This window comes from Ensifer sp. B1-9 (genome assembly GCF_050474445.1).
Classification (GTDB): domain Bacteria; phylum Pseudomonadota; class Alphaproteobacteria; order Rhizobiales; family Rhizobiaceae; genus Ensifer.
This window is the reverse complement of the sequence record NZ_JBCHVG010000013.1, coordinates 157,905-181,539: the sequence shown is the minus strand read 5'-3', so window position 1 is coordinate 181,539 and position 23,635 is coordinate 157,905. Positions and strand designations below refer to the sequence as shown.

25 protein-coding genes are annotated in these 23,635 nt (G+C 61.2%); 4 read left to right on the top strand and 21 right to left on the bottom strand.

Annotation, left to right across the window (positions count from 1 at the left end; all coding sequences use genetic code 11):
* Positions 1 to 151: 151 nt before the first annotated feature.
* From lpxB to ACQ5BM_RS24445, 14 genes are all read right to left on the bottom strand, one after another.
* Entirely contained in the window at positions 152 to 1,327 is a 1,176-nt protein-coding gene (gene lpxB / locus ACQ5BM_RS24510; RefSeq protein ID WP_429817009.1) for a lipid-A-disaccharide synthase, read from the bottom strand.
* Positions 1,324 to 2,211, bottom strand: a complete 888-nt coding sequence (locus ACQ5BM_RS24505) for an LpxI family protein (RefSeq protein ID WP_429817007.1) — start codon at positions 2,209 to 2,211, stop codon at positions 1,324 to 1,326. Before ACQ5BM_RS24505 ends, lpxB begins: the two co-directional genes overlap by 4 nt.
* A gap of 5 nt (positions 2,212 to 2,216) precedes the next feature.
* Positions 2,217 to 3,026 carry an acyl-ACP--UDP-N-acetylglucosamine O-acyltransferase gene (gene lpxA / locus ACQ5BM_RS24500; RefSeq protein ID WP_429817004.1) on the bottom strand — a complete coding sequence of 270 codons (810 nt, stop codon included), beginning with the start codon at positions 3,024 to 3,026 and terminating at the stop codon, positions 2,217 to 2,219.
* 2 nt (positions 3,027 to 3,028) lie between these two features.
* Entirely contained in the window at positions 3,029 to 3,493 is a 465-nt protein-coding gene (gene fabZ / locus ACQ5BM_RS24495) for a 3-hydroxyacyl-ACP dehydratase FabZ (protein WP_034796695.1), read from the bottom strand.
* A complete protein-coding gene (gene lpxD / locus ACQ5BM_RS24490) occupies positions 3,486 to 4,553 on the bottom strand; it encodes a UDP-3-O-(3-hydroxymyristoyl)glucosamine N-acyltransferase (RefSeq protein WP_429817002.1) in 1,068 nt (355 codons plus the stop codon). Before lpxD ends, fabZ begins: the two co-directional genes overlap by 8 nt.
* 46 nt (positions 4,554 to 4,599) lie before the next feature.
* Entirely contained in the window at positions 4,600 to 6,933 is a 2,334-nt protein-coding gene (bamA, locus tag ACQ5BM_RS24485; protein ID WP_429816999.1) for an outer membrane protein assembly factor BamA, read from the bottom strand.
* Between the two features lie 249 nt (positions 6,934 to 7,182).
* Complete coding sequence (rseP, locus tag ACQ5BM_RS24480; protein ID WP_429816997.1) at positions 7,183 to 8,316, bottom strand: RIP metalloprotease RseP; 1,134 nt, start codon at positions 8,314 to 8,316, stop codon at positions 7,183 to 7,185.
* Between the two features lie 29 nt (positions 8,317 to 8,345).
* Entirely contained in the window at positions 8,346 to 9,179 is an 834-nt protein-coding gene (locus tag ACQ5BM_RS24475) for a phosphatidate cytidylyltransferase (protein ID WP_429816994.1), read from the bottom strand.
* Positions 9,179 to 9,922 (bottom strand): isoprenyl transferase, encoded by a 744-nt coding sequence (locus ACQ5BM_RS24470; RefSeq protein WP_429816991.1) that lies wholly within the window; start codon positions 9,920 to 9,922, stop codon positions 9,179 to 9,181. Before ACQ5BM_RS24470 ends, ACQ5BM_RS24475 begins: the two co-directional genes overlap by 1 nt.
* Before the next feature lie 37 nt (positions 9,923 to 9,959).
* Positions 9,960 to 10,520, bottom strand: coding sequence for a ribosome recycling factor (gene frr / locus ACQ5BM_RS24465; protein WP_173516389.1), 561 nt, complete (start codon positions 10,518 to 10,520; stop codon positions 9,960 to 9,962).
* Positions 10,521 to 10,574: 54 nt separating this feature from the next.
* Entirely contained in the window at positions 10,575 to 11,297 is a 723-nt protein-coding gene (gene pyrH / locus ACQ5BM_RS24460) for a UMP kinase (RefSeq protein WP_247959054.1), read from the bottom strand.
* A 192-nt stretch (positions 11,298 to 11,489) separates the two neighbouring features.
* Positions 11,490 to 12,413 (bottom strand): translation elongation factor Ts, encoded by a 924-nt coding sequence (gene tsf, locus ACQ5BM_RS24455; RefSeq protein ID WP_429816987.1) that lies wholly within the window; start codon positions 12,411 to 12,413, stop codon positions 11,490 to 11,492.
* A 253-nt stretch (positions 12,414 to 12,666) separates the two neighbouring features.
* Positions 12,667 to 13,434 carry a 30S ribosomal protein S2 gene (rpsB, locus tag ACQ5BM_RS24450; RefSeq protein WP_429816986.1) on the bottom strand — a complete coding sequence of 256 codons (768 nt, stop codon included), beginning with the start codon at positions 13,432 to 13,434 and terminating at the stop codon, positions 12,667 to 12,669.
* 184 nt (positions 13,435 to 13,618) lie between these two features.
* Complete coding sequence (locus ACQ5BM_RS24445; protein ID WP_429816983.1) at positions 13,619 to 14,446, bottom strand: cell envelope integrity EipB family protein; 828 nt, start codon at positions 14,444 to 14,446, stop codon at positions 13,619 to 13,621.
* A gap of 145 nt (positions 14,447 to 14,591) precedes the next feature.
* Here ACQ5BM_RS24445 and ACQ5BM_RS24440 point away from each other — a divergent pair, with 145 nt between their 5' ends.
* From ACQ5BM_RS24440 to ACQ5BM_RS24425, 4 genes are read left to right on the top strand one after another with little or no spacing between them, the layout of a single operon-like run.
* Entirely contained in the window at positions 14,592 to 15,059 is a 468-nt protein-coding gene (locus tag ACQ5BM_RS24440) for a RidA family protein (RefSeq protein ID WP_173516384.1), read from the top strand.
* Positions 15,060 to 15,073: 14 nt separating this feature from the next.
* Positions 15,074 to 15,799 (top strand): glycerophosphodiester phosphodiesterase, encoded by a 726-nt coding sequence (locus tag ACQ5BM_RS24435; protein ID WP_429816980.1) that lies wholly within the window; start codon positions 15,074 to 15,076, stop codon positions 15,797 to 15,799.
* A 4-nt stretch (positions 15,800 to 15,803) separates the two neighbouring features.
* The gene (locus ACQ5BM_RS24430) at positions 15,804 to 16,991 is read left to right on the top strand and encodes a GNAT family N-acetyltransferase (protein ID WP_429816979.1); all 1,188 of its coding nucleotides are present in this window, start codon (positions 15,804 to 15,806) and stop codon (positions 16,989 to 16,991) included.
* A gap of 46 nt (positions 16,992 to 17,037) precedes the next feature.
* Positions 17,038 to 17,454: an HIT family protein gene (locus ACQ5BM_RS24425; RefSeq protein ID WP_429816976.1), complete on the top strand. Its 417-nt coding sequence runs from the start codon at positions 17,038 to 17,040 to the stop codon at positions 17,452 to 17,454.
* A 101-nt stretch (positions 17,455 to 17,555) separates the two neighbouring features.
* Here ACQ5BM_RS24425 and ACQ5BM_RS24420 read toward each other — a convergent pair whose 3' ends face one another.
* The 7 genes from ACQ5BM_RS24420 to cysE all read right to left on the bottom strand — a co-directional run bounded on the left by ACQ5BM_RS24420 (position 17,556) and on the right by cysE (position 23,603).
* Entirely contained in the window at positions 17,556 to 17,900 is a 345-nt protein-coding gene (locus ACQ5BM_RS24420) for an AzlD domain-containing protein (RefSeq protein ID WP_429816974.1), read from the bottom strand.
* Positions 17,897 to 18,634 (bottom strand): AzlC family ABC transporter permease, encoded by a 738-nt coding sequence (locus ACQ5BM_RS24415; protein WP_429816971.1) that lies wholly within the window; start codon positions 18,632 to 18,634, stop codon positions 17,897 to 17,899. Before ACQ5BM_RS24415 ends, ACQ5BM_RS24420 begins: the two co-directional genes overlap by 4 nt.
* A gap of 83 nt (positions 18,635 to 18,717) precedes the next feature.
* Positions 18,718 to 21,234 (bottom strand): ATP-dependent Clp protease ATP-binding subunit ClpA, encoded by a 2,517-nt coding sequence (clpA, locus tag ACQ5BM_RS24410; protein ID WP_429816968.1) that lies wholly within the window; start codon positions 21,232 to 21,234, stop codon positions 18,718 to 18,720.
* 9 nt (positions 21,235 to 21,243) lie between these two features.
* Entirely contained in the window at positions 21,244 to 21,597 is a 354-nt protein-coding gene (gene clpS / locus ACQ5BM_RS24405; protein WP_173516377.1) for an ATP-dependent Clp protease adapter ClpS, read from the bottom strand.
* Between the two features lie 240 nt (positions 21,598 to 21,837).
* Entirely contained in the window at positions 21,838 to 22,194 is a 357-nt protein-coding gene (locus ACQ5BM_RS24400; protein WP_429816966.1) for a phasin family protein, read from the bottom strand.
* Positions 22,195 to 22,472: 278 nt separating this feature from the next.
* On the bottom strand, positions 22,473 to 22,676 hold the full coding sequence (locus tag ACQ5BM_RS24395; RefSeq protein ID WP_034796738.1) for a DUF3126 family protein: 204 nt from the start codon (positions 22,674 to 22,676) through the stop codon (positions 22,473 to 22,475).
* A gap of 99 nt (positions 22,677 to 22,775) precedes the next feature.
* Positions 22,776 to 23,603 carry a serine O-acetyltransferase gene (gene cysE / locus ACQ5BM_RS24390; protein WP_429816962.1) on the bottom strand — a complete coding sequence of 276 codons (828 nt, stop codon included), beginning with the start codon at positions 23,601 to 23,603 and terminating at the stop codon, positions 22,776 to 22,778.
* Between the last annotated feature and the right edge of the window lie 32 nt (positions 23,604 to 23,635).

Here is a 23,635-nt window from a genome sequence, read left to right as displayed (position 1 = left end):
GCCGCGACATCGGCTCGTACGCGTTTCCATCAGACTGGCTGCAAGCAATGCCGGTCGCAAATTGGCCCCGCCGGGCGGAAGCCCAGGGCATCGTTTCAGCGTCATCGGCGCATCGAGGGATGCATCCTGCGCGCCCAAGGAACCATGAAGCTTACCTATTGGTCTTCTGGAGATAGCCGAGAACAATCTCGGCCGCCATCTCTCCAGGCGGGCGGCTCGTCGCCATGCGCTGCTGTACCACTGCGTAGCCATCCAGCATCGAGGCGCGCTGCGCCGTTGCACCGGAAAGCCGCTCCATCCAGCGCGTCAAGGCACCGGGGCGGATTGCCTGGTTGAAGTATTCCGGGACGATCGGGAAGTCCGCGATCAAATTCGGCAAGGCGCCGCTCCAGATGCGGATGCGCTTGTGCAAAAGCTTCACCAGGAAATCGGGATCGTAGGTCGAAACGACGGGAACGCCGGCCAGCGCCAACTCCAGGAGGACCGTTCCCGAGGCAGCGATCGCCGCATCGGCCTGATCGAAGGCGGCCCATTTTTCCGCCGCGCCCACGGTGATCTCCGGCTGAATGGGCCAGGACGCCGTGATTTCGCGCACCAGATTCTCCTGCCGCGAAACGGTCGGCAACAGGAAGCGGATGCCAGGATGCCGGCTGGCAAGCTCCTCGACCACGCGGCCGAAGATCGGCAACAGGCGGCCAACCTCACTTGAACGAGAGCCCGGCAGCAGGAGGCACGTCGACACGCGCCCATCCATGGCGCCGGCGAGGCGCTGCTGGCGGCTCGCCCGAACCGCAAGCACATTCGCATCGCTTGCGAGGCGATGACCGACATAGGTCGTCGGAGGGCCCTGCAGCTTCTGCATCGCCTCCGGTTCGAACGGCAACACGGCCAAAACATGATCGACATAGCCGCGCATGCGCGGCGCGCGCTCCGGCTTCCAGGCCCAGATGCTCGGGCAGACATAATTGATCACAGGCACATCCGGCAGTGCCGCACGCACCTTCCGCGCCACGCGGTGGGTAAAGTCCGGGCTGTCGATGATCAGCAACGCATCGGGACGCGCGGCAATGATCGCCTTTGCCGTCTGGCGAATGCGCATGATGAGCTTCGGCAATCGTGCCAACACCTGGGTAAAACCCATGATGGACAGTTCGGAATAGTCGAAAAGGGAACGAAGGCCCTCGGCCTCCAGCGCCTCGCCACCGACACCGACGAGCTCTATCGTGCCGCTGCTTTGCGTCCGAAGCGCCCGGACGAGATCGGCGCCCAGAAGGTCTCCGGAGACCTCCCCCGCGATCACCGCGAGTTTGTAGCTCGACGCACTCATCGCTCGGCTCCCCTGGCCGATCGCTCGACCCCGGCGACAAACAGACCGGAGCGATCGGCCACGTCGATCACGTTGGCGCGTTCCAGCACCAGAGCCCTGCCAGCTTCGACCGCGACGCCTGCGAGACCGGCCCTTTCTGCGAGCGCAACGGTAGAGGGGCCGATCGACGGCAAGTCGGCGCGAAGATCCTGCCCCGGTTTGCAGAGTTTGACGAGCACCCCCCGCCGGCGAGACGAGACACGGCCTTCGGCCTTCAAGGCGACGACACGCTCCAGCATCGCATCGGTACCTTCAGCGCCCTCCAGCGCCACGACGCGCCCACCGACGGCCACAGCACCCTGCCCCACATCCAGAGCGCCGAGGGCATTGGCAGCGGCGATGCCGGCCTCGATGTCGCGGCGGTCGTCGGCATCGGGCGTGACCGCACCGATCGGCCCCGGTTCCGCCAAAAGATTGGGCACCACTTCATGGACGCCGATGACATGGGCTCCGCTTGCCTCGATCAGTGCCATGGCCATGCGCAGCACGGCGTCGTCTCCACCGGAGACCAGCGTCTTCAAGACGGCCGGGATCTTTGCGAGCGTTCTCAGCGTCGGGCGAATATCACGCCATTCGGGCCGGCGGCGAACCCAGCCCGACAGGACGACGCGATCGATCCCCTCTTCCCTGAAGGTACGGCTGATATTGGCAAAGTCGCCGATCCCCAGGACGGAATGATCGAAGCCGACCCAATCGGCCTCTTCGGCCTCTCGCGACAATGCGATGATGAAGGGATCTTCGCCGCGCGCCCGGACGGCCTCGGCCACATGGTGTGGCAGCGCGCCCCCGCCGGCGATGATTGCGAGCCGACCGCCGGTCGCTGCGTGGCTCGCAGCAGCCGACATCACGCTCACGCCTTGCCGCGGGACGGCGACGATAGTGCCCGGTCGCTCTCGGCCGCGATGAAATCGAGGATTTCGACGACCGGTGCGCAGTCGGCGTACTCTTCGCGAATGGCGGACGCATTGGCACGGATCGACTCCGGGCCTTCAAAGATCTGCTTGTAAGCACGACGAACGACGTGGATCGTTGCGCGGTCGATCCCGGCTCTCGTCATGCCGACAACGTTCAGCCCGCTCAGCACGCCCGGATTGCCGTTCAGCATACCGTAGGGAATGACGTCGTAGCTGACGGCGGAGAGGCCCCCGACGAAGGCCTGGCGGCCAACACGGGTAAACTGATGCACCGCGCAGCCGCCGCCAAGAATGGCGCGATCTTCGACCATGACATGGCCTGCCAGCATCACGTTGTTCGACAGGATGATATTGTTGCCGAGCCGGCAATCATGCGCCACGTGTGAATAGGCCAGGAAGAGATTGTTGTTGCCGACGACCGTCTTTCCGCCATGCTCGACGGTGCCCGTGTTCATCGTCACGCCTTCGCGGATCGTACAATTCGTGCCGATCAGCAGTTCCGTATCGACGGCGCTATGATGAACGCTCTGCGAATCGGCGCCGATCACGGCCTGCGGGAAGATCCTAGATCCCTTGCCGATGGTTGTGCGGCCGGTCACCACGACATGACTGTGAAGCTCAATATCGTCGCCGAGAACGACTTTCGGACCCACGTGGCAAAAAGGGCCGATCTTGACGTTTTCGCCGACCACAGCGCCGTCTTCGATGATCGAGGACGGGTGGATCTTCGCTGTTGCTGCAATCATGTTCAGGCGTCTTCCTTGCTGACGATCATCGCGCCGATATCAGCTTCCGCGACCAGTTGCCCGTCAACTTTTGCATCACAGTGAAATTTCCAGATATTGCCGCGCTGCTTCTGCTTCACGACATGGAATTCGACGCGATCGCCCGGAACGACCGGCTTGCGGAACCGCGCATTGTCGATGGTCATGAAATAGACGAGGTTTGTTCCGGTCCCCACCTTACGGGCACAGATCGCACCGGCCGTCTGCGCCATGCCCTCGACAAGCAGGACGCCTGGCATGATCGGCTGTTCGGGAAAGTGACCGGTGAAATGCGGTTCGTTCGCCGAGACGTTCTTGATGCCGATCGCCGAATTGTCGCCGTCGATCTCGATGATCCGATCGACGAGCAGAAATGGATAACGATGCGGGAGCAGCTTCAGAATTTCCTGAATGTCCGCCGTACCGAGAACCGTTGCTGCCTCACTCATCCGAGCCGCCCTTCTTCTTTTTCTGTCTGTCGCTTGCCCGCATCGCCATTTCCGCGACATCGCGCAGGAAATCGCGCATCGGGCGCGCCGGAATACCACCATAACGTTCGCCGGCGGGAACATCGCTTGCCACGCCGCTCATCGCCGCGATCTGCACGCCATCGCCGACCGTGATGTGACCATTGACGCCGCTACCGCCGCCGATCATCACGCCGTCGCCGATCTTCGTGCTGCCTGCAATGCCGACCTGGCTGACGATGCCACAATAGCGGCCAATGCGCACGTTGTGGCCAACCTGGACGAGATTGTCGATCTTCGTACCTTCGCCAATCACCGTGTCATCCATCGTGCCACGGTCGATCGTCGTGTTGGCGCCGATCTCCACGTGATCCTGAATGATTACGCGCCCGACCTGAACGATCTTGATCATTCCGCCCTTCGGACCCGGGGCATAGCCAAACCCATCCTGCCCGATACGGGCACCCGGATGGATGATCACGCTGTTGCCGATGAGAGCACAGAGCACGCTTGCGCCCGAGGCTATCGTACAGTCACGGCCGATGCGCACACCCGGGCCGATGACCGCGCCGGCAGCAATGCGGGTGCCGCGACCGATTTCGGCGCCGGCTCCGACGACCGCCATGGGCTCGACTTCGACACCGTCTTCGAGGCGCGCGGTCGGATCCACGAAAGCGCCCGGCGCCACGCCCTTGAGGCTGGTGTTGCGCGCGGGGCGCATCGCCACCTCATGCAGCAACGTACCGGCAAGGGCGAAGGCCGTATGCGGGCGAGCCGCCAGCAGGACCGGGATATGGGTAGGCACAAGGCTGGAGATCGTCTTGTCGCAGATGATCGCCGATGCCTCACACGTATCAAGCTCGGCTCGGCTCTTGCGAGACAACATGTAGCAGACGTCACCGGGCTTTGCCCGATAGACCGGCGCTACCGAACGGACGGCGCGGCCTGCGACCGCGACATCCACCAACTCCGCCCCAATTTGATCCGCCAGGTCACCCAGGCGAATCCCTTCATGGGGTGGAAAAAACCAGTTCTGTTCCATGGACACTCCAGAACGATCTTTTCTGGCAGTTCTGGACTGCTCTTTATCAGAACGACGAGGAAATACCGAACTTCAGGTTCTGTACCCGGTCGAAGTCTTCCTTGGCAACCGGCCAGGCATAGTCGACACGCAGCGGACCGAACGGCGAAGCCCAGATCAGGCCGATACCGACCGATGCGCGCAGCGAGGAGTCGTTACCCTCAACCGTTTCGCCCGGCGCCATCGTGACCTTGCTGCTGTAAAGCGTGCCGGCATCGGCGAAGACCGCACCACGGAAGCCGCTGTCACGCGGGATACCCGGAAGCGGGAACGTAGCCTCGGCCGAAGCCGTGAAGTAGGTCGTGCCGCCAAGCGCATCGCCCGTCGCCTTGTCGCGCGGGCCGATACCGTTGCGCTCGAAGCCGCGGATATCGTTGGAGCCGAGCTGGAACTGGTCGAAGACCTGGAGATCGCTACCGGTTTCGAAGACATGACCGGCGCTACCACCGAGCGACGCGATAATGTCCGCCTCGTCGTTCACGGTGTAGTACCACTTGGCCTTACCGGTCATCTTGTAGAAATCGGAGTCGCCGCCGAGGCCTGCAAATTCGTGCGTGAAGGTCGCCAGAATACCGTCATGCGGCAGCTGCGCATCGTCGAGCGTGTTGTAGGTGATCGACTGCGATACCGACGAACGAACCCAGTTTCCGCCCTCAACCGCGCGAACGTAGGGCGACGACAGCTTCGCGACGTTGCCGCTATAGTCGAACTGCGTGAAGTTGTAGCGCAGCGTGGTCGACAGGTTTTCGGTGATCGGCGCCGTTACGCGCAGGCTGAAGCCCTGATCTTCGTAGCTGTAGTTCTCGTCGTCGAAGTCGTTCTCGTTCTTGAAGACGTCGAAACCGGCCGCCAGACGATAGCCGAGGAAGTACGGCTCGGTGAACGAAACGTTGTAGGTCCGACTCTCGTCACCGCGACCGGCGGCGACGCGGATATACTGACCGCGACCAAGGAAGTTCTTTTCTTCGATCGACGCCTCGACCAGGAAGCCGCCACCACTGCCGGCGGAGTAGCCAGCACCGATACCGAACGAACCGGTCGATTGATCCTGAACATCGACGATCACGACGACGCGGTCGGCAGCGCTGCCCGGTGCAGTCGAGATATTGACGCTCGAGAAGTAGCCGAGAGCCTCCAGGCGACGCTTGGCGCGCGCAACCATCTCCTGGTTGAAGGCATCGCCTTCACCCATGTCGAATTCGCGACGGATGACGTAGTCGCGCGTGCGGGTGTTGCCGCGGATCTCGATGCGCTCGACGTAAGCTCGTTCGCCCTGGTCGACGAGGTAGTCGACGGCGATCGTGTGGTTGGCGAGGTCGCGGTTACCGCGCGGCGTGACGCGCGCAAAAGGATAGCCGGCCGAAGCGACACGCTTCGAAATCTCGCTCATCGTCGCCTGAACGTCCTTGGCCTTGTAGACCGAGCCTTCACGGCTCACGACGAGACCCTTCAGCTCTTCGGCATTGATGCCCTCGACGGTCGATTCGACATTGACGGCACCGAAGTCATAACGCGGACCTTCTTCGACGGTGATCGTCACCGTGTACTCGTTGGTCGCTTCATTGAGCGTCGCGTCGGAGGAAACGACCTGGAAGTCCGCATAACCGCGGTTGTAGTAGAACTGGCGCAGCAGTTCCTCGTCGGCGCGAAGCTTGTCCGGGTTGTAGACGTCCTTGCGCGTGATGAACGAGAAGATGCCCGATTCCTTCGTCGCGATGACCGACTGAAGGCGGCCGTCGCTATAGGCTTCGTTGCCGACGAAATTGATCTGGGAGATCTTGGTGCGCTCACCTTCGTTGATCACGAAGGCAAGGTTGACGCGCCCTTCGGCAACCGGAACGACCTGCGTCGTCACCGTGATGTCGCTGCGGCCGATGGCAGCATAGGCGTCCTTGATGGCCTGAATGTCCGTTTCGACCGTCGCTTCGCTGTACGGGCCGAGCGGCTGCGTGCGAACGATGCCTTGCAGCTTGTCGTCCTTGATCTTGCGGTTGCCGTTGAAGACGACCTGGTTGACCAGCTGGTTCTCGCTCACGTTGACGACCAGCGTACCGCCGGCGACGTTGATGCTGACGTCGGAGAAGTAGCCGGTGGCATAGAGCCGCTTCACGGAAGCGTCGATGTCAGTGTTGCTGAAGGCCTTGCCCGGGACGATCGTGATGTTCGCGCGGACCGTCTCAGCGCTGACGCGCGTTGCCCCGCGCACTTCGACACGATTGATGACCGCAGCTTCTGCGACAGACGTGCCTGCGAGCAACCCAACACCAGCGCCGGAAACAACAATGCTTGTTGACAGCGCAGCCGCCGACACCGCGTTCAAAAACCTTGAACCAGCTTTCATGTTCAAATCTTACCTTTTCCAAACGTCGCGCGGCAGTTTCGTGCCGACTCCGGTCACGGTTGCCGTTTTAACCGCTTTTCCCATACAAGCAAGCTAGCTCGTTAATTTCTGTTTACTTCAATTCGAACCGTGGCTTAACGGCCACTACAGCCTCGAGTTATCGTAAACAAAACCTTTCTTCGCAAGCCGTTGAAAACCATTCGTTCACAGTGCCCGCCGAATTCCCCTCGCCGTTTCCCCGACCGAACGTTAGCCGAAGAACATCGATATGTCGTTCCAGGTGGCAAAGACCATGAGCATAAGCACCATGGCAAAGCCGATCCGATAGGCGACATCCTGCGCGGCAGGGCCGACAGGCTTCCCGCGCAAGGCCTCAACCGCATAGAACATCAAATGGCCGCCATCAAGCACTGGCACGGGCATGAGGTTAAGCAATCCTATGGAAACTGACAGGATTGCAGCGATATTCAGCAGGAATGGAATACCGAGCGTCGCCATCTGTCCGGAAACCTTGGCGACGCGGATCGGACCACCGATCTGGTCCGCTTTCATCCGTCCGGTCAGCACATTGCCAAGGTAGTCGAAGGTGCCCGTGATCACGTGCCAGCTTTGCAGGACGCCCTGCCCCACGGCCTCGATCGGGCCATAGGTGACGGTGCGGAAATTGCCGGCTTCCTGGTCGGTCAGGATGCCGATGATGCCAATCTCCATCTTGTTGCCGAACTGGTCGGCGAGCTCCGTCCGCTGAGGCACCATCGGCAGATCGAGTATCGCGCCATTGCGCTCGATTCGAATCGTGATCTTCAGTTCGGGCCGAACGCTGACATAGCGGCGAACGTCATCGAAGGTCGTCACGGGCGTGCCGTCGATCGAGATCAGCCGGTCGCCCGGGATAACGCCCGCCTGCGCGGCTGCGCTGTTTTCGTTCACCCGCGCCACCACCGGATCGGCGACCTGGCGGCCATAAACGGAGAACAGAACGGCGAAGATCGCAATCGCGAGGATGAAGTTGGCGATCGGTCCTGCGGCAACGGTGGCCGCCCGCTTCCAGAGCTTGGCGCCAACAAAGGTCTTGCCGCGCTCTTCCGGCGCGATCGCTTCCAGGCGCTTATAGTCCGGCACGCTCGCCGCGTCCTCGTCGCCGAAGAACTTGACGTAGCCGCCGAGCGGGATCACCGACAATTTCCAGCGTGTCCCGCGCCGATCGGTCCAGCCGACCAGTTCGGGACCGAAGCCGATCGAAAAGGCAAGGATACGTATTCCCGACCAGCGGCCAACGAGGTAGTGCCCCATCTCGTGTACGAATACCAGCAAGGTCAGCACGAGAAGGAAGGGGATGATATAGCCGGTCAGAAGCTGAAAGGCATCAAGCAGATAGGTCATGAACGTTCCTCAAGTCCCTGCGGTCGGCATCAGGGGCCGAGCAGGACCGAACCGAAGGCGATCTGGCGCCCGTCGCTGACGAAATACTGAATCATGACCAGAATCAACGCCGCGACGCAGGCGAATATCAAACCGTCGACTCGATCCATGACTCCGCCGTGCCCCGGAATGAGACGACTCGAATCCTTCACGCCAAAGCGCCGCTTGATGAAGGATTCGAACAAATCCCCAACCTGGCTGGCAACCGAAAGCACCAGGGCAATGATCGGGATCCGAAGATCTTGCAGCGAAAAGTATGCCATAAAAACGGCAACACCGGCGAGGATGCCACAAATCGTGCCACCGATGGCGCCCGACCAGGTCTTGCCGGGCGATATGCGCGGCGCGAGCTTCGGGCCACCGATCGCACGGCCGGTGAAATAGGCGAAAATATCGGTTGCCCAGACCACCGCAAAGACGAACAAGGTTGCGATCAGGCCGAGATCGTCGGCGCCACGCAGCGCGGCCAGCGAGATGCCGGTGAGACCCGCGTAGGCAATTCCCCCGGGCAGCCACCAGCTCGTCTTTTGAACAAGGACCCAAAGCAATGCGGCGCCGATGCCGAACGCCAGGACGGGAAGGCTGTAGCCGATGTAGCCGGTGACAACGAGACCTGCGATCACCGCCATGGAAAGCCAACCAAAGGCATTGCCCTGGAAATCGCGCTCAACAAGGCCGGTGATCGTCGACCACTCGTAGTAGACGAGAAGCGCGATCAGGACGGAAAGGAACTGGAAAGCGAGCCCGCCGAACCAAGTCGCAGCGAGAGCGACCGCTGCGAGCACCACTCCCGAAGCGATGCGAAGCTTGAGTTCAGTTTGCATCAGGAACCAACCGCCCGCGTCGGCTCGACCAATCCGCCGAAACGGCGCTCCCGGCAAGCATACTTCTCCAGAGCCGCCAGGAAGATCTCGCGTGTGAAGTCGGGCCACAGTTCGGGAACGAAGATCAGTTCGGAATAGGCGCCCTGCCAGAGCAGGAAATTCGACAAACGCTCTTCGCCGCTCGTACGGATGATGAGGTCCGGATCAGGTATATCGGCGGTGTCCAGCGCGGCCGCAATGCGTTCCTGGTTGATGTCCTCTGGGCGCAGGCGCCCTTCGGCGACATCGACGGCGAGGCGACGCATCGCTCGGCTCAACTCGTCCCGCGCGCCGTAATTGAAGGCGATAACCAGGGTAATTCCGGTATTCGCCCGCGTCGTCTCCTCGGCCTCGATCAACAACGGCAGGATGTCGCCGCGCAGATTCGAGCGGTCGCCAATGACACGGATGCGGACATTCTCGCGGTGCAGGTCGGCGAGATCCCGGCGGATGAAGGTCTTGAGCAGCCCCATGAGGTCGCTCACCTCCGGCTCCGGCCGGCTCCAGTTTTCCGAGGAAAACGCAAAAAGCGTCAGATAGCGAATACCCAGTTGGGCCGCCGTCTTGACGGCATCGCGAACGGTCTCGACGCCTTTGCGATGTCCCATGGTGCGCGGTAGCCCACGCGCGTTCGCCCAACGTCCGTTGCCATCCATGATGATGGCAACATGTTCAGGAACGGTCGTGGAGACGAGGTTTTGCATAAGGCGTCCGCGAAAGGAGACTCAGATCACGAGCAGATCAGACCTGCATGATTTCCTTTTCCTTCTCGGCGAGCAAGCGGTCGATCTCGGAAATCGTTTCGTCGGTCATCTTTTGCACGCGCTCGGACTGAGAACGGCTGATATCCTGACCGATTTCGCCATCCTTTTCGGCTTTTTTCAGGTCATCCATACCGTCGCGACGCACGTGGCGTACGGCTACCTTGGCTTTTTCAGCGTAGTCGTGGGCCACCTTGACCAGCGACTTGCGGCGCTCTTCGTTGAGCTCGGGCAACGGAATGCGCAGGTTCTGGCCGTCGATGATCGGATTAAGGCCGAGGTTCGATTCGCGAATGCCGCGATCGACGGCGCCAACCATCTGCTTGTCCCAGACCGAAACGGACAGCATGCGCGGCTCTGGAACGGTGATGTTGGCAACCTGGTTGAGCGGCACGCGCGAGCCGTAGGCTTCAACGGTCACCGGATCGAGAACGTTCGCCGACGCCCGGCCGGTACGAAGCGATGCAATATCGCTCTTGAATGCGGAAATGGCGCCGTCCATGCGACGCTTCAGTTCCTTCAGTTCAACACCTTCACTCATGGTCGAAACTCCCGTTCTATCATTCGCCGGCCCGAGGGCCGTTCTGCGGCGTACTTAGTTGTCTGTGACGATGGTCGCACGACCGCCGCCGGTCAAGATTTCCGCGAAACCACCCTTTTCGTGGATCGAGAAGACGACGATCGGAATGGTATTTTCGCGTGCCAGCGCGACGGCGGCAACATCCATGACGGCCAGGCCCTTTTCAAGGACCTCGCTGTGGGTCAAGCGATCGAAACGGGTTGCGGTCGGATCCTTCTTCGGATCGGCAGAATAGATACCATCGACCTGGGTGCCCTTGAAAATGGCCTGAGCACCCATTTCCGCCGCGCGCAGCGCCGCCGCCGAGTCCGTCGTAAAGAAGGGGTTGCCGGTGCCGCCGGCGAAGATCACGACGCGGCCGAGCGAAAGATGATGAAGCGTTGCGCGCTGCGAGAAGCTCTCGCAGATCTCCGGCATCGCGATCGCCGAAAGCACGACCGTGTCGATGTCCAGCTTGCGCAGCGAGGTTGCCAGCGCCAGCGCGTTGATGACCGTTGCCAGCATGCCCATGTGGTCGCCGGTCACCCGGTCTCCACCCTTGGAGGCCACTGCGACGCCGCGGAAGATGTTGCCGCCACCGACGACGACACCGACTTCGACGCCCATGGCGCGCGCTTCGGCGATGTCGGCGGCGATGCGATCGGCGACCGCCACGTCGATACCGAAGCCTTGGCTGCCCATCAGGGCTTCACCGGAGGCTTTGAGGAGAACACGCTTGTAGATTGGCTCGGCCGGCATCATCGCTCCTGATCAGATCGGTGCGCGTGCGCACGAAGGCGGCGCACAGCGCATAAGGACATATTGCGCTCTCCGGTTTCAACCGCCGCGGAATAATTTCCGGCGGGTCCGGCGCATTGACGAAGCCCGATACACGAAGGGCACCGCGTTGTCACGCGATGCCCCGAGGTTTTCCCAATATGGGTGAAGAAATCAGCCCTTGGCGACGGCCGCAACTTCTGCGGCGAAGTCGGACTCTTCCTTCTCGACGCCTTCGCCGAGCAGCAGGCGAGCCATGCCGGTCACTTCGATCGGTGCGCCAGCAAGCTTTTCAGCGTCCTTGACGGCCTGACCGACGGTGATTTCCGGGTTCATGACGAAGGCCTGCGACAGCAGAGCGACTTCTTCGAAGAACTTGCGCATGCGGCCTTCGACCATCTTTTCGATGATGTTGTCCGGCTTGCCCGAAGCGCGCGACTGCTCGATGAAGACGTTGCGCTCGCGCTCGGCGACAGCAGCGTCGACTTCTTCAGCGCGGATCGCCAGCGGATTGGTCGCAGCGATGTGCATGGCAACCTGGCGGCCGACCGAGTACAGCACTTCCTTGTCGCCGACCGACTTCAGCGCGACGAGAACGCCGAGCTTGCCGATGCCGTCGCCGGCAGCGTTGTGGATGTAGGTTGCGACAACGCCGTCTTCGACCTTAAGCAGAGCTGCGCGACGCAGCGTCATGTTCTCGCCGATCGTGGCAATCGCGTCCTTGATCGATTCGTCGACAGACTTGCCGGTCGCCGGGTAGTTTGCGGCTGCAATAGCTTCAACCGTGCCGTCGGTGCCGAGCGCTACGTTGGCAACGCCGCGAACGAGTTCCTGGAAGGCTTCGTTACGGGCAACGAAGTCGGTTTCGGAGTTGATTTCGACGACGACGGCCTTCGCGCCGCCGCTGACGATGCCGACGAGGCCTTCGGCAGCCGTACGACCCGACTTCTTGTCGGCCTTCGCGATACCCTTGGCGCGCAGCCAGTCGATCGCTGCTTCCATGTCGCCGTTGGTTTCAGCAAGTGCCTTCTTGCAATCCATCATGCCTGCGCCGCTCTTTTCGCGCAGTTCCTTCACCATTGCTGCAGTCACAGTCATCTTTTTTGCCTCTTTGTCTGTTTGGCGGGGCGTACCCGCGCATGGCGCGATGCCAGGAGGTTTGGCAGGGAATGGCTTTTCGATGTGACACCGTGATGAATGCATCACGCTGATGTTGCTCGGATCCGAAGATCCGAACGGATCGGCGCCATCCCCGGCTTAAAAGAACAAGGCCGTTCAGACTTTCATCACAAACGGCCTCGTCCCGACATTTCATTGGGGGCGACAGAGGTTATCTGCCGCCAGGGCCCGATCAGGCGTCGGTGGCCTCGTCGAGCGCCGGCTCGACCGGAACTTCGGCAGAGGCGCCGAGGTCACGGCCTGCTGCGCCCTGCTGGCGTGCGATGCCGTCGATGGCAGCGCGAGCGATGAGGTCGCAGTAGAGAGCGATGGCGCGCGAAGCGTCGTCGTTGCCCGGGATCGGATAGTCGATCTGGTCCGGATCGCAGTTCGAGTCGATGACGGCGACGACCGGGATGCCGAGGCGCTTGGCTTCGTCGATCGCGATCGATTCCTTGTTGGTGTCGATGATGAACATCAGGTCCGGGGTGCCGCCCATGTCGCGGATACCGCCGAGTGCGCGGTTCAGCTTTTCGCGTTCGCGCTCGAGGTTCAGGCGTTCCTTCTTGGTGAAGCCCGAAGCTTCCGAAGCGAGGATTTCGTCGAGCTTGCGCAGGCGCTGGATCGAGTTCGAAATCGTCTTCCAGTTCGTCATCATGCCGCCGAGCCAGCGAGCGTTGACGTAGTACTGGGCCGAACGCTTGGCAGCGTCAGCGATGATTTCCGAAGCCTGGCGCTTGGTGCCGACGAACAGAACGCGGCCGCCGTTGGCAACGGTGTCGCTAACGACCTGCAGGGCGCGCGACAGCATCGGTACGGTCTGAGCGAGGTCGATGATGTGAACGTTGTTACGATCGCCGAAAATGTACGGCTTCATCTTCGGGTTCCAGCGGTGCGTCTGGTGGCCGAAGTGAACGCCAGCTTCCAGAAGCTGACGCATGCTAAAATCAGGCAATGCCATGCCTTTTTCTCCTTTTCCGGTTGAACCTCCGCGAAGCGTCGAGCATGGTCTTTAGACCGGCCCACCGGCGGAACGATCCGGATTTCTCCCGGAACATCCCATGCTTCACGTGTGGAATGGGCAGCCCCTTAACCTCAACTGCCCGAGAAATCAAGACGCGAAAGCCGCTTTTTGGCAGGATCGCCTATTTGCAGTCCTCGGAATTGAAGACTTCGAGGTCGGCGAGCTTTCCGCTGAGGACAAAATCGCCGTAGTCCATCGTCAGGTCGCGGGTGATCCCGTTTTCATAGAGCTTGAACGACATGCGGTAGATCGGCAGTGCATCGCCGCTCTTGTCGTCGTTGAAATAGGAGATCGTCACCGGCCAATAGCTTTCGCTGCCGAACTTGCCGGCCTTGCCCGCATCCGGCTCGTCGGCGGTGGGCTTGCGCGCTTTGCCCACGAAGGTCGAGGTGATCAACGTCTTGTCGCCGGAGTCGGAACCGTCGAAGATGCGCGCCTCGAACAGGCTTTCTCCCTTTTTCGCCCGCGAGATGACTTCCATCATGTGGGCGGTCGGGAACCGGCTGGCCGCGAGTTCCACCTCACGCTTGTCGGGCGCAGTCAACTCGACCTTGACGCCGGCCTTTTCCTCGTGCGCGGTGCCGCGCACTTCCTTATCCAGTTTCTCGTCCGTGAAGGAACGTGTCAGGAAGCGGAAGTTGCCGCTCTTCAGGTCCTCATAGGTGGTCGTCTGCTGGTCGGTGAGACGCACTTCCTCGCCGGTGTCGACCTGGGTCACGAAGCGGAAGCTGACCGTATAGCCCTCGCAGGCGGAGCCATTGAATTCATAGACCATACGACCATACATTCCGGCAATGCCCGAACGATCCGACGCATCCTTGAGTTCAAGATCATAGACGGCGCGATGCGGTACGAGGATGTTCGCACTCGCCGCCGTCGCGCCCGACGCCGTCATGACGGCGAAACAAACGCTGCCCAGTGTGACGAGACCGAAGCCTTTATGAAACATCCGTTTCCTCCTGTTGGACTCGCCGGCAATGCTATAAACAAGCGTTCGGCAGAAGCGAGGCGGTGATTGCAGGAAAAGCCGGCCCCCCGCCGCGATCCGGCCTGAATGCAGGATTTTAACACAAAAGACAACAATGGAGCTTTCCATGTCCGCAGAGATCGAAACGCGCCTCAAGGACCTCGGCGTCACCCTTCCCCAGGCTGCGACCCCGGTCGCGAACTATGTGCCGTACGTGATCAGCGGCTCCATGCTGTACATCTCCGGGCAGCTTCCGATGGAGGACGGCAAGGTCGCGGTGACGGGCATTGTCGGCAAGGATGTCGACGTCGCCCGCGCACAGCGCGCCGCCGAACTCTGCTCGATCAACATCCTCGCACAGGCAAAATCCGCGCTCGGCGGCGACCTCGGCCGCATCCGTCGTCTCGTAAAGATCAACGGCTTCGTCGCCTCGACGCCGGAATTCACCGAGCAGCATCTGGTCATCAACGGCGCTTCCAATCTGTTGGCCGGCGTGCTCGGCGAAGCCGGCAAGCACGCCCGCGCCGCGGTCGGCATGGCCTCGCTCCCCTTCAATGCCGCCGTCGAAATCGACGCGGTCATCGAGATCGCCTGATCAGGGTGCCCGGTATGGCTGATATTTCGTGGCTGAAGGCCCAACCAATCGCCCATCGCGGCTATCACGACATGAACAGGCAAGTGTGGGAGAATACGCTCTCGGCATTCTCCCGCGCGGTCGAGGCGGGTTTTGCGATCGAGTGCGACCTGCAATACACCGCCGACAGCATCCCGGTCGTCTTCCATGACGACGACACGCAGCGCCTCTGCGGTATCAAGGGCGACGTTCGCTCACGCACCGCCGGCGAGCTCGGGCTGATGGCGATTGGCGGGACGAAAGACAAGGTGCCGACCCTGACGCAGATGCTGCGGCTGGTCGACGGCAAGGTTCCCCTCATCATCGAACTCAAGGGCCGCAAGGGCGACGACGAAGGCTTTGCCGCCGCCGTTCTGGAGACCCTCGAAGGATACAAGGGGCACGTCGCTCTGATGAGCTTCGATCACTGGCTGCTCAAGGATCTGAAGGCGCTCGACGCACCCTACCCGCTCGGCCTGACCGCAGAAGGCGCCAATCCCGAAACCTTCTTCGTGCACGAGGAAGCGATGCAGCTCGGGCTCGATTTCATCTCCTATCACTACGGCCACCTGCCGAATTCGTTCATCACCAAGGAGCGGACACTCGGCAAGACGATCATCACCTGGACCGTGCGCGACCGGCAGGCCGAGGCTTACACTTACGCCCACGCGGACCAAATGACCTTCGAGGGTTTCGACCCGCGGGAGGCCCTGGTTTCCTGAACTGATGTCAGACGCCGTCACCATCCGTATAGCCCAGTCCTTCGCCGATGTGCCGGCAGCACGTTGGAACGTGCTTTCCGGTGCGTCGAAGGAGCATCCCGACGGCGTCTACAACCCCTTCCTCTCGCATGCCTATCTCTCCGCTCTTGAAGAATCCGGATCGGCAACCGCCAAGACCGGCTGGCTCGGCCAGCACCTACTTCTCGAAGGATCGGACGGCCATCTGCGTGGCGGCCTCGTCTGTTATCTGAAGAACCACAGCCAGGGCGAATATGTCTTTGACCACGGCTGGGCCGACGCGTTTGAGCGGGCCGGCGGGCGCTACTATCCGAAGCTGCAAAGCTCCATCCCCTTCACGCCGGCCACCGGACCGAGGCTGCTTACGGCGCCGGGTGAGAACGCGCGGGCGGTGCAGGATGCACTTGCCGCGGGCTTGAAGGAGCTTGCGCGCAGGCACGATGTCTCGTCGGCGCATGTCACCTTCGTGCCGGAAGCCGAGATGTCTGCCCTCGAGCGTGCCGGCTTCCTGCACCGCACCGACCAGCAGTTCCATTTCTCCAACGAGGGTTACGGATCGCACGCCGATTTCCTGGAGACCCTTGCCTCGCGCAAGCGCAAGGCACTGAAGAAGGAACGCAGGGCTGCACTCGAGAACGGCATCTCGATCGACTGGCTGACAGGCCGCGACCTGACGGAAGCGATCTGGGACCAGTTCTTCGCCTTCTACATGGACACCGGCGGCCGCAAGTGGGGTCGTCCCTATCTGACACGCGCCTTTTATTCGCTGATCGGCGAGCGCATGGCCGACGATATTCTGCTGGTGATGGCACGCCGCAACGGCCGCTACATTGCCGGCGCGATCAACTTCATCGGTGGTGACGCACTCTACGGCCGTCACTGGGGCTGCATCGAGGACCATCCGTTCCTGCATTTCGAAGTCTGCTACCACCAGGCGATCGACTTCGCGATCGCCAAGGGCTTGAAGCGGGTCGAGGCCGGTGCCCAGGGCGAACACAAGCTCGCGCGAGGCTATATGCCCGTCATCACCCATTCGGCGCATTTCATCACCCATCCAGGGCTTGCCCGCGCGGTCGCCGACTATCTTGACCGCGAGCGCAGGGATGTGGAGGAAACGGGCGAGATTCTTGCAGAACACGGACCTTTCCGCAAAGGTGAGCGGCAAGACGACTAGACCGCTTCGGCGAGGGTCGGCCTGCGCCAATTCACGAGGAACGACAATGAGCTATGACGACAACAACATCTTCGCCAAGATCCTGCGCGGCGAAATTCCTTCGCATCGCGTCTACGAGGACGATGCGACGATCGCGTTCATGGATGTCATGCCGCAGGCCGAAGGCCATTTGCTCGTCGTTCCGAAGGCGCCCTCGCGCAACCTGCTCGATGCCGATCCGGCGACGCTGCCAACGCTGATTGCCACCGTGCAGAAACTGGCGGTCGCAGCGAAAGAGGCCTTCGAGGCGGACGGCGTCACGGTCATGCAGTTCAACGAGGCACCGGCCGGCCAATCGGTTTTCCACCTGCACTTCCATGTTATTCCGCGGCGCGCTGGCGTGCCGCTGAAGCCGCATTCCGGTACGATGGAAGACGGCGCCGTGCTGGCGGCCAATGCTGAAAAGGTTCGGCAGGCGCTCTGATCGCGCCTTCAATCTCTTCCTGAGTTGTTGTTCCGCCGAGACGGCTTCCTTGCTCGGCGGATGGTCTTCTTGCGGCACCGGCCTGCGGCGAAGATGAGCGCTCAGAAACCGAGCAACCAGAGCCCCGACGCAAGCCCGGCGATGGCGGTCGCTATCCCGATCGCCGGCTTTCGGCCGAAGAGAAAGAAAGCCACGGCCCCAAGCGCAACGGCCCCCGTGCGCAGCCAGAGTGGGGATTGCTCGAGCACACCCGTCGGATAGAGGACGAGCTTGGCGATGACCGCGGCGACAAGAGCGGTCGCGACCGCCCTCACCCAGTTCAGCGCCTCGGAATCATCGCGCAGCTTGTTGCCGGCAACAACGCCCAGCCAGCGCCAGATGTCGGTTGCCAGCCAGCCGGCGATCGCGATGAAGGCATAGGGCCACCAACCGTCCTGCCACGTCATGCGCCTACCTCCTTGCGTTGGCGCCAAAGGCGCTCGACCAACCAGGCGAGCGTGCCGCCACCAAGGCCGGCAATCAGGATATCGAATTCCGGAAACAGCCAGTAGAACAGCGGCCCGCCGGCGAGGCCGAACAGGAGCGCGACGTAGACGACGGGATGGCGCGCTGAATGCCATATCGATGCGAGGAAATAGACGGGTGTCAGGAAGAAGAGGCAGCCGGCGACGATCGGCGGGAAGTCCGCGACGAAGTGGTAGACGACGGCGACCAGCAACATGTTTGTCGCGACGAGCGTGATGCCGAAGCCGGCAAAGAAGGCGGCGCGCCGCCCGCGCGGCACCTTCGGCACCTTCTCCATTGCGAACACCCAGGCGGTGATCGCGATGAAGTGCGACAGGACGAGGAGCAGCCATGTTGGCGTTCGCGACGTGCGCAGTTCCGGAACGAGCGCCGCAACCATCGGCATCAGACGAACGGACGACAGCGAAACCGCCAGGAACGCGGCAGCAAGGTTTGCGCCGCTCATCATCGAGCCGACAAGGATAACCTTGGCCGGAAGCGCCCAGACGATGCCGGTCATGAAGACGACCTGCTGCACCGGAATTCCGGCCTGCGCCGTCAGCGAGCAGAAGCCGACGAAGGACAGCATCAGGATGAAGGCCGGCAGGCTGAAGATGCCGCGCATACCCTTCCCGAACCAGGCGAGCGAAGATTGCTCGTCTTCTTCCCTATTCATCGGCACTTCCGGACTGTCTTTGACTCAGAGAAACGGTGCCGGATGGTTTGCATCCGGCACCGTCGAACATTTCTTGCAAGCGCCTATTTCTTGCGCGGCACCTTCGGCACCGTGCGGCCCTTTCTCGGAGCCGCGTCGCTGGCCCCAGCGTCGCCACCCGACGACGCCTTGGCGGCAGCCTTCTTCGGCTTGGACTTCGACGCAGGCTCGGCGCCCACTTCTTCCTTGTCCTCGGCCTTCTTCGGCTTTGTCGTCTTCATCGCCGGACGGGAAACCTCCGCCTTCGGCTTGATCGGCGTAGTTTCGGGAACGGCATCCAGCAGCAAGCCCTTGGTGCCATCGGCCTTGGTGCCGATCGTCACCTTGACGACGCCGCCCTTCTTCAGCTTGCCGAAGAGGATTTCATCGGCGAGCGGCTTCTTGACGTTTTCCTGGATGACACGAGCCAGAGGCCGGGCCCCCATCTTCTCGTCGTAGCCCTTCTCGGCAAGCCAGGCGATCGCCTCGGGTGCAAGGTCGAAGGTTACGTTGCGCTCGGCAAGCTGGGTCTCCAGCTGCATGACAAACTTCTGCACCACCTGGTGGATAACCGGGGTCGGCAGCGAGGCGAACGGAATCACCGCGTCCAGACGGTTGCGGAATTCCGGCGTGAACAGGCGGTTCAGCGCCTCTTCATCCTCACCCGTGCGCTTGGAAGAACCGAAGCCGATGGCGGCCCGGGCCATTTCCGATGCGCCGGCATTGGTCGTCATGATCAGGATGACGTTGCGGAAATCGATCTTCTTGCCGTTATGATCGGTCAGCGAACCGTGATCCATGACCTGCAACAGGATGTTGAACAGGTCCGGATGCGCCTTCTCGATCTCGTCGAGCAACAGCACGCAATGCGGATGCTGGTCGACGCCATCGGTCAACAGGCCGCCCTGGTCGAAGCCGACATAGCCGGGAGGTGCACCGAGCAGGCGCGAAACCGTGTGCCGCTCCATGTATTCCGACATGTCGAAGCGCAGAAGCTCGACGCCGAGCGAGGTCGCAAGCTGCTTGGCAACTTCCGTCTTGCCGACGCCGGTCGGGCCGGAGAAGACGTAGCAGCCGATCGGCTTGTTCGGTTCCCGCAGGCCGGCACGCGCCAGCTTGATCGACGAAGCGAGTGCTTCGATCGCCAGATCCTGGCCATAGACGACCGAGCGCAGCTCCTTCTCGAGATTGGCAAGCACTGCCTCGTCGTCCTTGGAGACGGTTTTCGGCGGGATGCGCGCCATCGTCGCGATCGTCGCTTCGATCTCCTTCTCGGTGATCAGCTTACGGCGCTTGCCGGCGGGCAGCAGCATCTGCGCCGCGCCGGACTCGTCGATCACGTCGATCGCCTTGTCGGGCAGCTTGCGGTCGTTGATGTAACGGGCCGAGAGCTCGACAGCCGCCTTGATCGCCTCGTTCGAGTATTTCAGGTGATGATATTCCTCGAAGTAGGGCTTCAGCCCCTTCATGATCTCGATCGCATCGGCAATCGTCGGCTCGTTCACGTCGATCTTCTGGAAGCGGCGGACGAGCGCCCGGTCCTTCTCGAAGAACTGACGGTATTCCTTGTAAGTCGTCGAACCGATGCAACGGATCGCGCCGGAAGACAGCGCCGGCTTCAGCAGGTTGGACGCATCCATCGCGCCACCGGACGTGGCGCCAGCACCGATCACGGTGTGGATCTCGTCGATGAAGAGCACGGCGCCCGGATAGTCCTCCAGTTCCTTGACGACCTGCTTCAGGCGCTCCTCGAAATCGCCGCGGTAACGCGTGCCGGCGAGCAAGGTGCCCATGTCCAGCGAGAAGATCGTCGCATCCTGCAGCGCCTCCGGTACCTTCTTTTCGACGATCCGCTTGGCAAGGCCTTCGGCGATCGCCGTCTTGCCGACGCCGGGGTCGCCCACATAGAGCGGATTGTTCTTGGAACGGCGGCACAGCACCTGGATGGTGCGGTTCACCTCGGCGTGGCGCCCGATCAACGGGTCGATCTTGCCGGACTTCGCCTTTTCATTGAGGTTGACGCAATAGGCAGTCAGAGCGTCCTGCTGCTTCTTGGGGCCGTTTTCCTCGGTGTCGCGCGAAGGCTTCTGCTCGGATTCGTGATCGTCGGCGCCGCGTACCGGCCGGGACTCGGAACTGCCGGGGCGCTTGCCGATACCGTGCGAAATGAAGTTGACGGCGTCGTAACGCGTCATCTCCTGCTCCTGCAGGAAATAGGCAGCATGGCTCTCACGCTCGGCGAAGATGGCAACCAGCACGTTGGCGCCGGTCACTTCCTCGCGGCCGGACGACTGGACGTGGATAACCGCGCGCTGGATGACACGCTGGAACCCCGCCGTCGGCTTGGAGTCCTCATCGTAGCCGGTCACGAGGTTGGAAAGCTCGTTGTCGACATAATCCGTCACGGTCTTGCGCAGCGTCTCGAGATTGACGTTGCAGGCGCCCATCACGGCGGCCGCGTCGGCATCGTCGATCAATGCCAAAAGCAGATGCTCGAGCGTGGCGTATTCATGATGGCGCTCGTTGGCAAAAGTCAGTGCCTGGTGCAGCGCCTTTTCGAGGCTGGGCGAAAATGTTGGCACGTTAGTTCCTCATTTCTTTTCCATGACGCATTGCAACGGATGCTGATGCTGCCGGGCAAAATCCATCACCTGCGTCACCTTGGTTTCGGCGACCTCATAGGTGAAGACGCCGCACTCTCCGACGCCGTGATTGTGGACGTGGAGCATGATACGGGTCGCCTCTTCCGGGTCCTTCTGAAAGAAGCGCTCCAGAATATGGATGACAAACTCCATCGGCGTGTAATCGTCATTCAAAAGCAGAACACGATACAAACTTGGCTTTTTGGTCTTCGGCTTGGTACGCGTGATGACGGACGTGCTGCGGTTGTTGCCGTTTCCCTCGTCATCGCTACCTTGCTGCATCCGGACCGGCATGGCGATCATTCTTGTCAGTTCCTTGTACAGCAGCGACCCCATTGAATACGGCCGCAGCGTGCTTGCCCTTTATCTAATGGTTCGTTTTCAGATTTTAAGACCGAACCAACGCACTGCAATCATAATCGCACGACCGCGCGCAAGATTGATCAACTTTCTTCGGGCCGCTCACAGCAAAAGCGGGAAAACAAAAGGGCCGGTCGCAATCGCTGCGACCGGCCCTCGAGAAACTTGTTCCGTGCTCGGCGATCAGGCGGCGGCAGCGGCGGCCTTCACTGCTGCCGTTGCCTTGGCAACCGGCGCTTCGTAGGGCTTGTAAGCATCCTTGGCGAGATCAGCGTACATTTCGCCGATCTTCGTAGCCTCGGCGACGAAGCCTTCGTAGCTCGACTTGATGTAGTTGGTCTGCAGTTCGAAAACAGCTTCGACACTCTTGGTGGCCGACAGCTTCTCAACGTGCGCAACGCCTTCTTCGAAGGACTTCTTGGAATAGTCGGCAGCTTCAGTCGCGATAGCCTGGAGACCCTTGGTCCAAGCGGAATAGCTCTTTACAGCCACGTCAATGGCTTCTTTGCTCTTCTTGTTTGCATCATCGAAGTTGAACATCGGGTGTCTCCTTAGTGACGGCCTGATCTGGAGGCTTCAGTTTATGTGCACCGCACAAAAAGTCAAGACGAGTGTGCAATGCAATAAAATACAACGGATGCAACAACTTGATGAAGAAATGCCGTCGAGCGTAAAATTTCCTTCGATCTTTACCGAAGACAGAAGATGAAGGCCGCGAGCAATTGCCCAAAGCGACATCAAGGCTTCACCAGAAACAATAAGCCCCAAAAATCGCAGGGATTTTCGGGGCTCGCTACTTTGTCGTCCGTCGTCAGGACTTAGAGGTCGATGTCGAGGATCGCCATGGAGAAGTTGTAGGAAAGCTCGCCATCTTCCTCATCGCGGAAAACGACACCGAGGAACTCGTCACCGAGATAGACCTCAGCGGACTCGTCCTTCTTCGGGCGAGCCTTGACGACCATCTGCTGGTTGAAGGTGCGCTTGAAATAGGCTTCAAGCTTGCGGATTTCTTCGGGCTTCAAAACACGTCTCCGTAGCCGTTTATCTGTGCGGCGCTTCTCGCACGCTGCATCGCCGGGTGTAAACCCCTCGAAAGAGGCTTACGCACGGTTCCCGTATGTTCAGATATCGAAGCTGCTCAGGATCTGGTCCATCTGACGCGACGGCTCGGAGCAACCGGCCTCGCCCACCACCTTCGCCGGCACGCCTGCAACGGTCGACTTCGGCGGTACCGGTTTCAAAACGACCGAGCCAGCGGCGACACGCGAGCAATGGCCGATATGGATATTGCCGAGGATCTTGGCGCCGGCGCCGATCAGGACCCCATCGGCGATCTTGGGATGGCGATCGCTGCCTTCCTTGCCCGTGCCACCGAGCGTCACGCCGTGCAGGATAGAGACATTGTCGCCGATCACGGCCGTCTCGCCGACGACAAGACCGGTGGCGTGGTCAAGGAAGATGCCGCGGCCAATGCGGGCGGCCGGGTTGATGTCCGTCTGGAAGACGCTCGACGAACGGCTCTGCAGATAGAACGCGAAGTCCTTGCGGCCGCGCTTCAAGAGCCAATGGGCCAGGCGGTGCGTCTGGATGGCGTGGAACCCCTTGAAATAGAGCACCGGCTCGATGAAGCGGGTGCAGGCGGGATCGCGGTCATAGACCGCCTGGATATCGACGCGCAGAATGGCGCCCCATTCCGGCCAATCCTCGAGCATCTCCGAGAAGGTCTGCCGCAGGAGGTTCGCCTGGAGGTCGGGATGATCCAACCTCTCGCAGATGCGATAGATCACGCTTTCTTCGAGCGAGTGCTGATTGACCACCGTGGAATAGAGGAAGGCCGCAAGCATCGGGTCCTGCTCGGCCGCCACGCGGGCTTCCTCACGCAGGCTGTTCCAGATCGGGTCCATCACCTTCAACGCTTCCGTCTGGCGAAGTTCGGTCTTGGCGACCATCGTCGCTCTCCTTCCTGTCCGTCCTACAGTCA

Bases quoted from the DNA above. Each gene is read 5' to 3' on its own strand.
- pyrH (WP_247959054.1), bottom strand. From the start codon at position 11,297: ATGCCGGCCGAGCCAATCTACAAGCGTGTTCTCCTCAAAGCCTCCGGT.
- ACQ5BM_RS24475 (WP_429816994.1), bottom strand. From the start codon at position 9,179: ATGCAAACTGAACTCAAGCTTCGCATCGCTTCGGGAGTGGTGCTCGCA.
- ACQ5BM_RS24445 (WP_429816983.1), bottom strand. From the start codon at position 14,446: ATGTTTCATAAAGGCTTCGGTCTCGTCACACTGGGCAGCGTTTGTTTC.
- clpS (WP_173516377.1), bottom strand. From the start codon at position 21,597: ATGATCGCCATGCCGGTCCGGATGCAGCAAGGTAGCGATGACGAGGGA.
- ACQ5BM_RS24425 (WP_429816976.1), top strand. From the start codon at position 17,038: ATGAGCTATGACGACAACAACATCTTCGCCAAGATCCTGCGCGGCGAA.
- lpxA (WP_429817004.1), bottom strand. From the start codon at position 3,026: ATGATTGCAGCAACAGCGAAGATCCACCCGTCCTCGATCATCGAAGAC.
- bamA (WP_429816999.1), bottom strand. From the start codon at position 6,933: ATGAAAGCTGGTTCAAGGTTTTTGAACGCGGTGTCGGCGGCTGCGCTG.
- rpsB (WP_429816986.1), bottom strand. From the start codon at position 13,434: ATGGCATTGCCTGATTTTAGCATGCGTCAGCTTCTGGAAGCTGGCGTT.
- ACQ5BM_RS24430 (WP_429816979.1), top strand. From the start codon at position 15,804: ATGTCAGACGCCGTCACCATCCGTATAGCCCAGTCCTTCGCCGATGTG.
- ACQ5BM_RS24470 (WP_429816991.1), bottom strand. From the start codon at position 9,922: ATGCAAAACCTCGTCTCCACGACCGTTCCTGAACATGTTGCCATCATC.
- ACQ5BM_RS24505 (WP_429817007.1), bottom strand. From the start codon at position 2,211: ATGTCGGCTGCTGCGAGCCACGCAGCGACCGGCGGTCGGCTCGCAATC.
- lpxD (WP_429817002.1), bottom strand. From the start codon at position 4,553: ATGGAACAGAACTGGTTTTTTCCACCCCATGAAGGGATTCGCCTGGGT.
- ACQ5BM_RS24435 (WP_429816980.1), top strand. From the start codon at position 15,074: ATGGCTGATATTTCGTGGCTGAAGGCCCAACCAATCGCCCATCGCGGC.
- ACQ5BM_RS24400 (WP_429816966.1), bottom strand. From the start codon at position 22,194: ATGTTCAACTTCGATGATGCAAACAAGAAGAGCAAAGAAGCCATTGAC.
- frr (WP_173516389.1), bottom strand. From the start codon at position 10,520: ATGAGTGAAGGTGTTGAACTGAAGGAACTGAAGCGTCGCATGGACGGC.
- fabZ (WP_034796695.1), bottom strand. From the start codon at position 3,493: ATGAGTGAGGCAGCAACGGTTCTCGGTACGGCGGACATTCAGGAAATT.
- lpxB (WP_429817009.1), bottom strand. From the start codon at position 1,327: ATGAGTGCGTCGAGCTACAAACTCGCGGTGATCGCGGGGGAGGTCTCC.
- ACQ5BM_RS24420 (WP_429816974.1), bottom strand. From the start codon at position 17,900: ATGACGTGGCAGGACGGTTGGTGGCCCTATGCCTTCATCGCGATCGCC.
- ACQ5BM_RS24440 (WP_173516384.1), top strand. From the start codon at position 14,592: ATGTCCGCAGAGATCGAAACGCGCCTCAAGGACCTCGGCGTCACCCTT.
- ACQ5BM_RS24415 (WP_429816971.1), bottom strand. From the start codon at position 18,634: ATGAATAGGGAAGAAGACGAGCAATCTTCGCTCGCCTGGTTCGGGAAG.
- cysE (WP_429816962.1), bottom strand. From the start codon at position 23,603: ATGGTCGCCAAGACCGAACTTCGCCAGACGGAAGCGTTGAAGGTGATG.
- tsf (WP_429816987.1), bottom strand. From the start codon at position 12,413: ATGACTGTGACTGCAGCAATGGTGAAGGAACTGCGCGAAAAGAGCGGC.
- rseP (WP_429816997.1), bottom strand. From the start codon at position 8,316: ATGACCTATCTGCTTGATGCCTTTCAGCTTCTGACCGGCTATATCATC.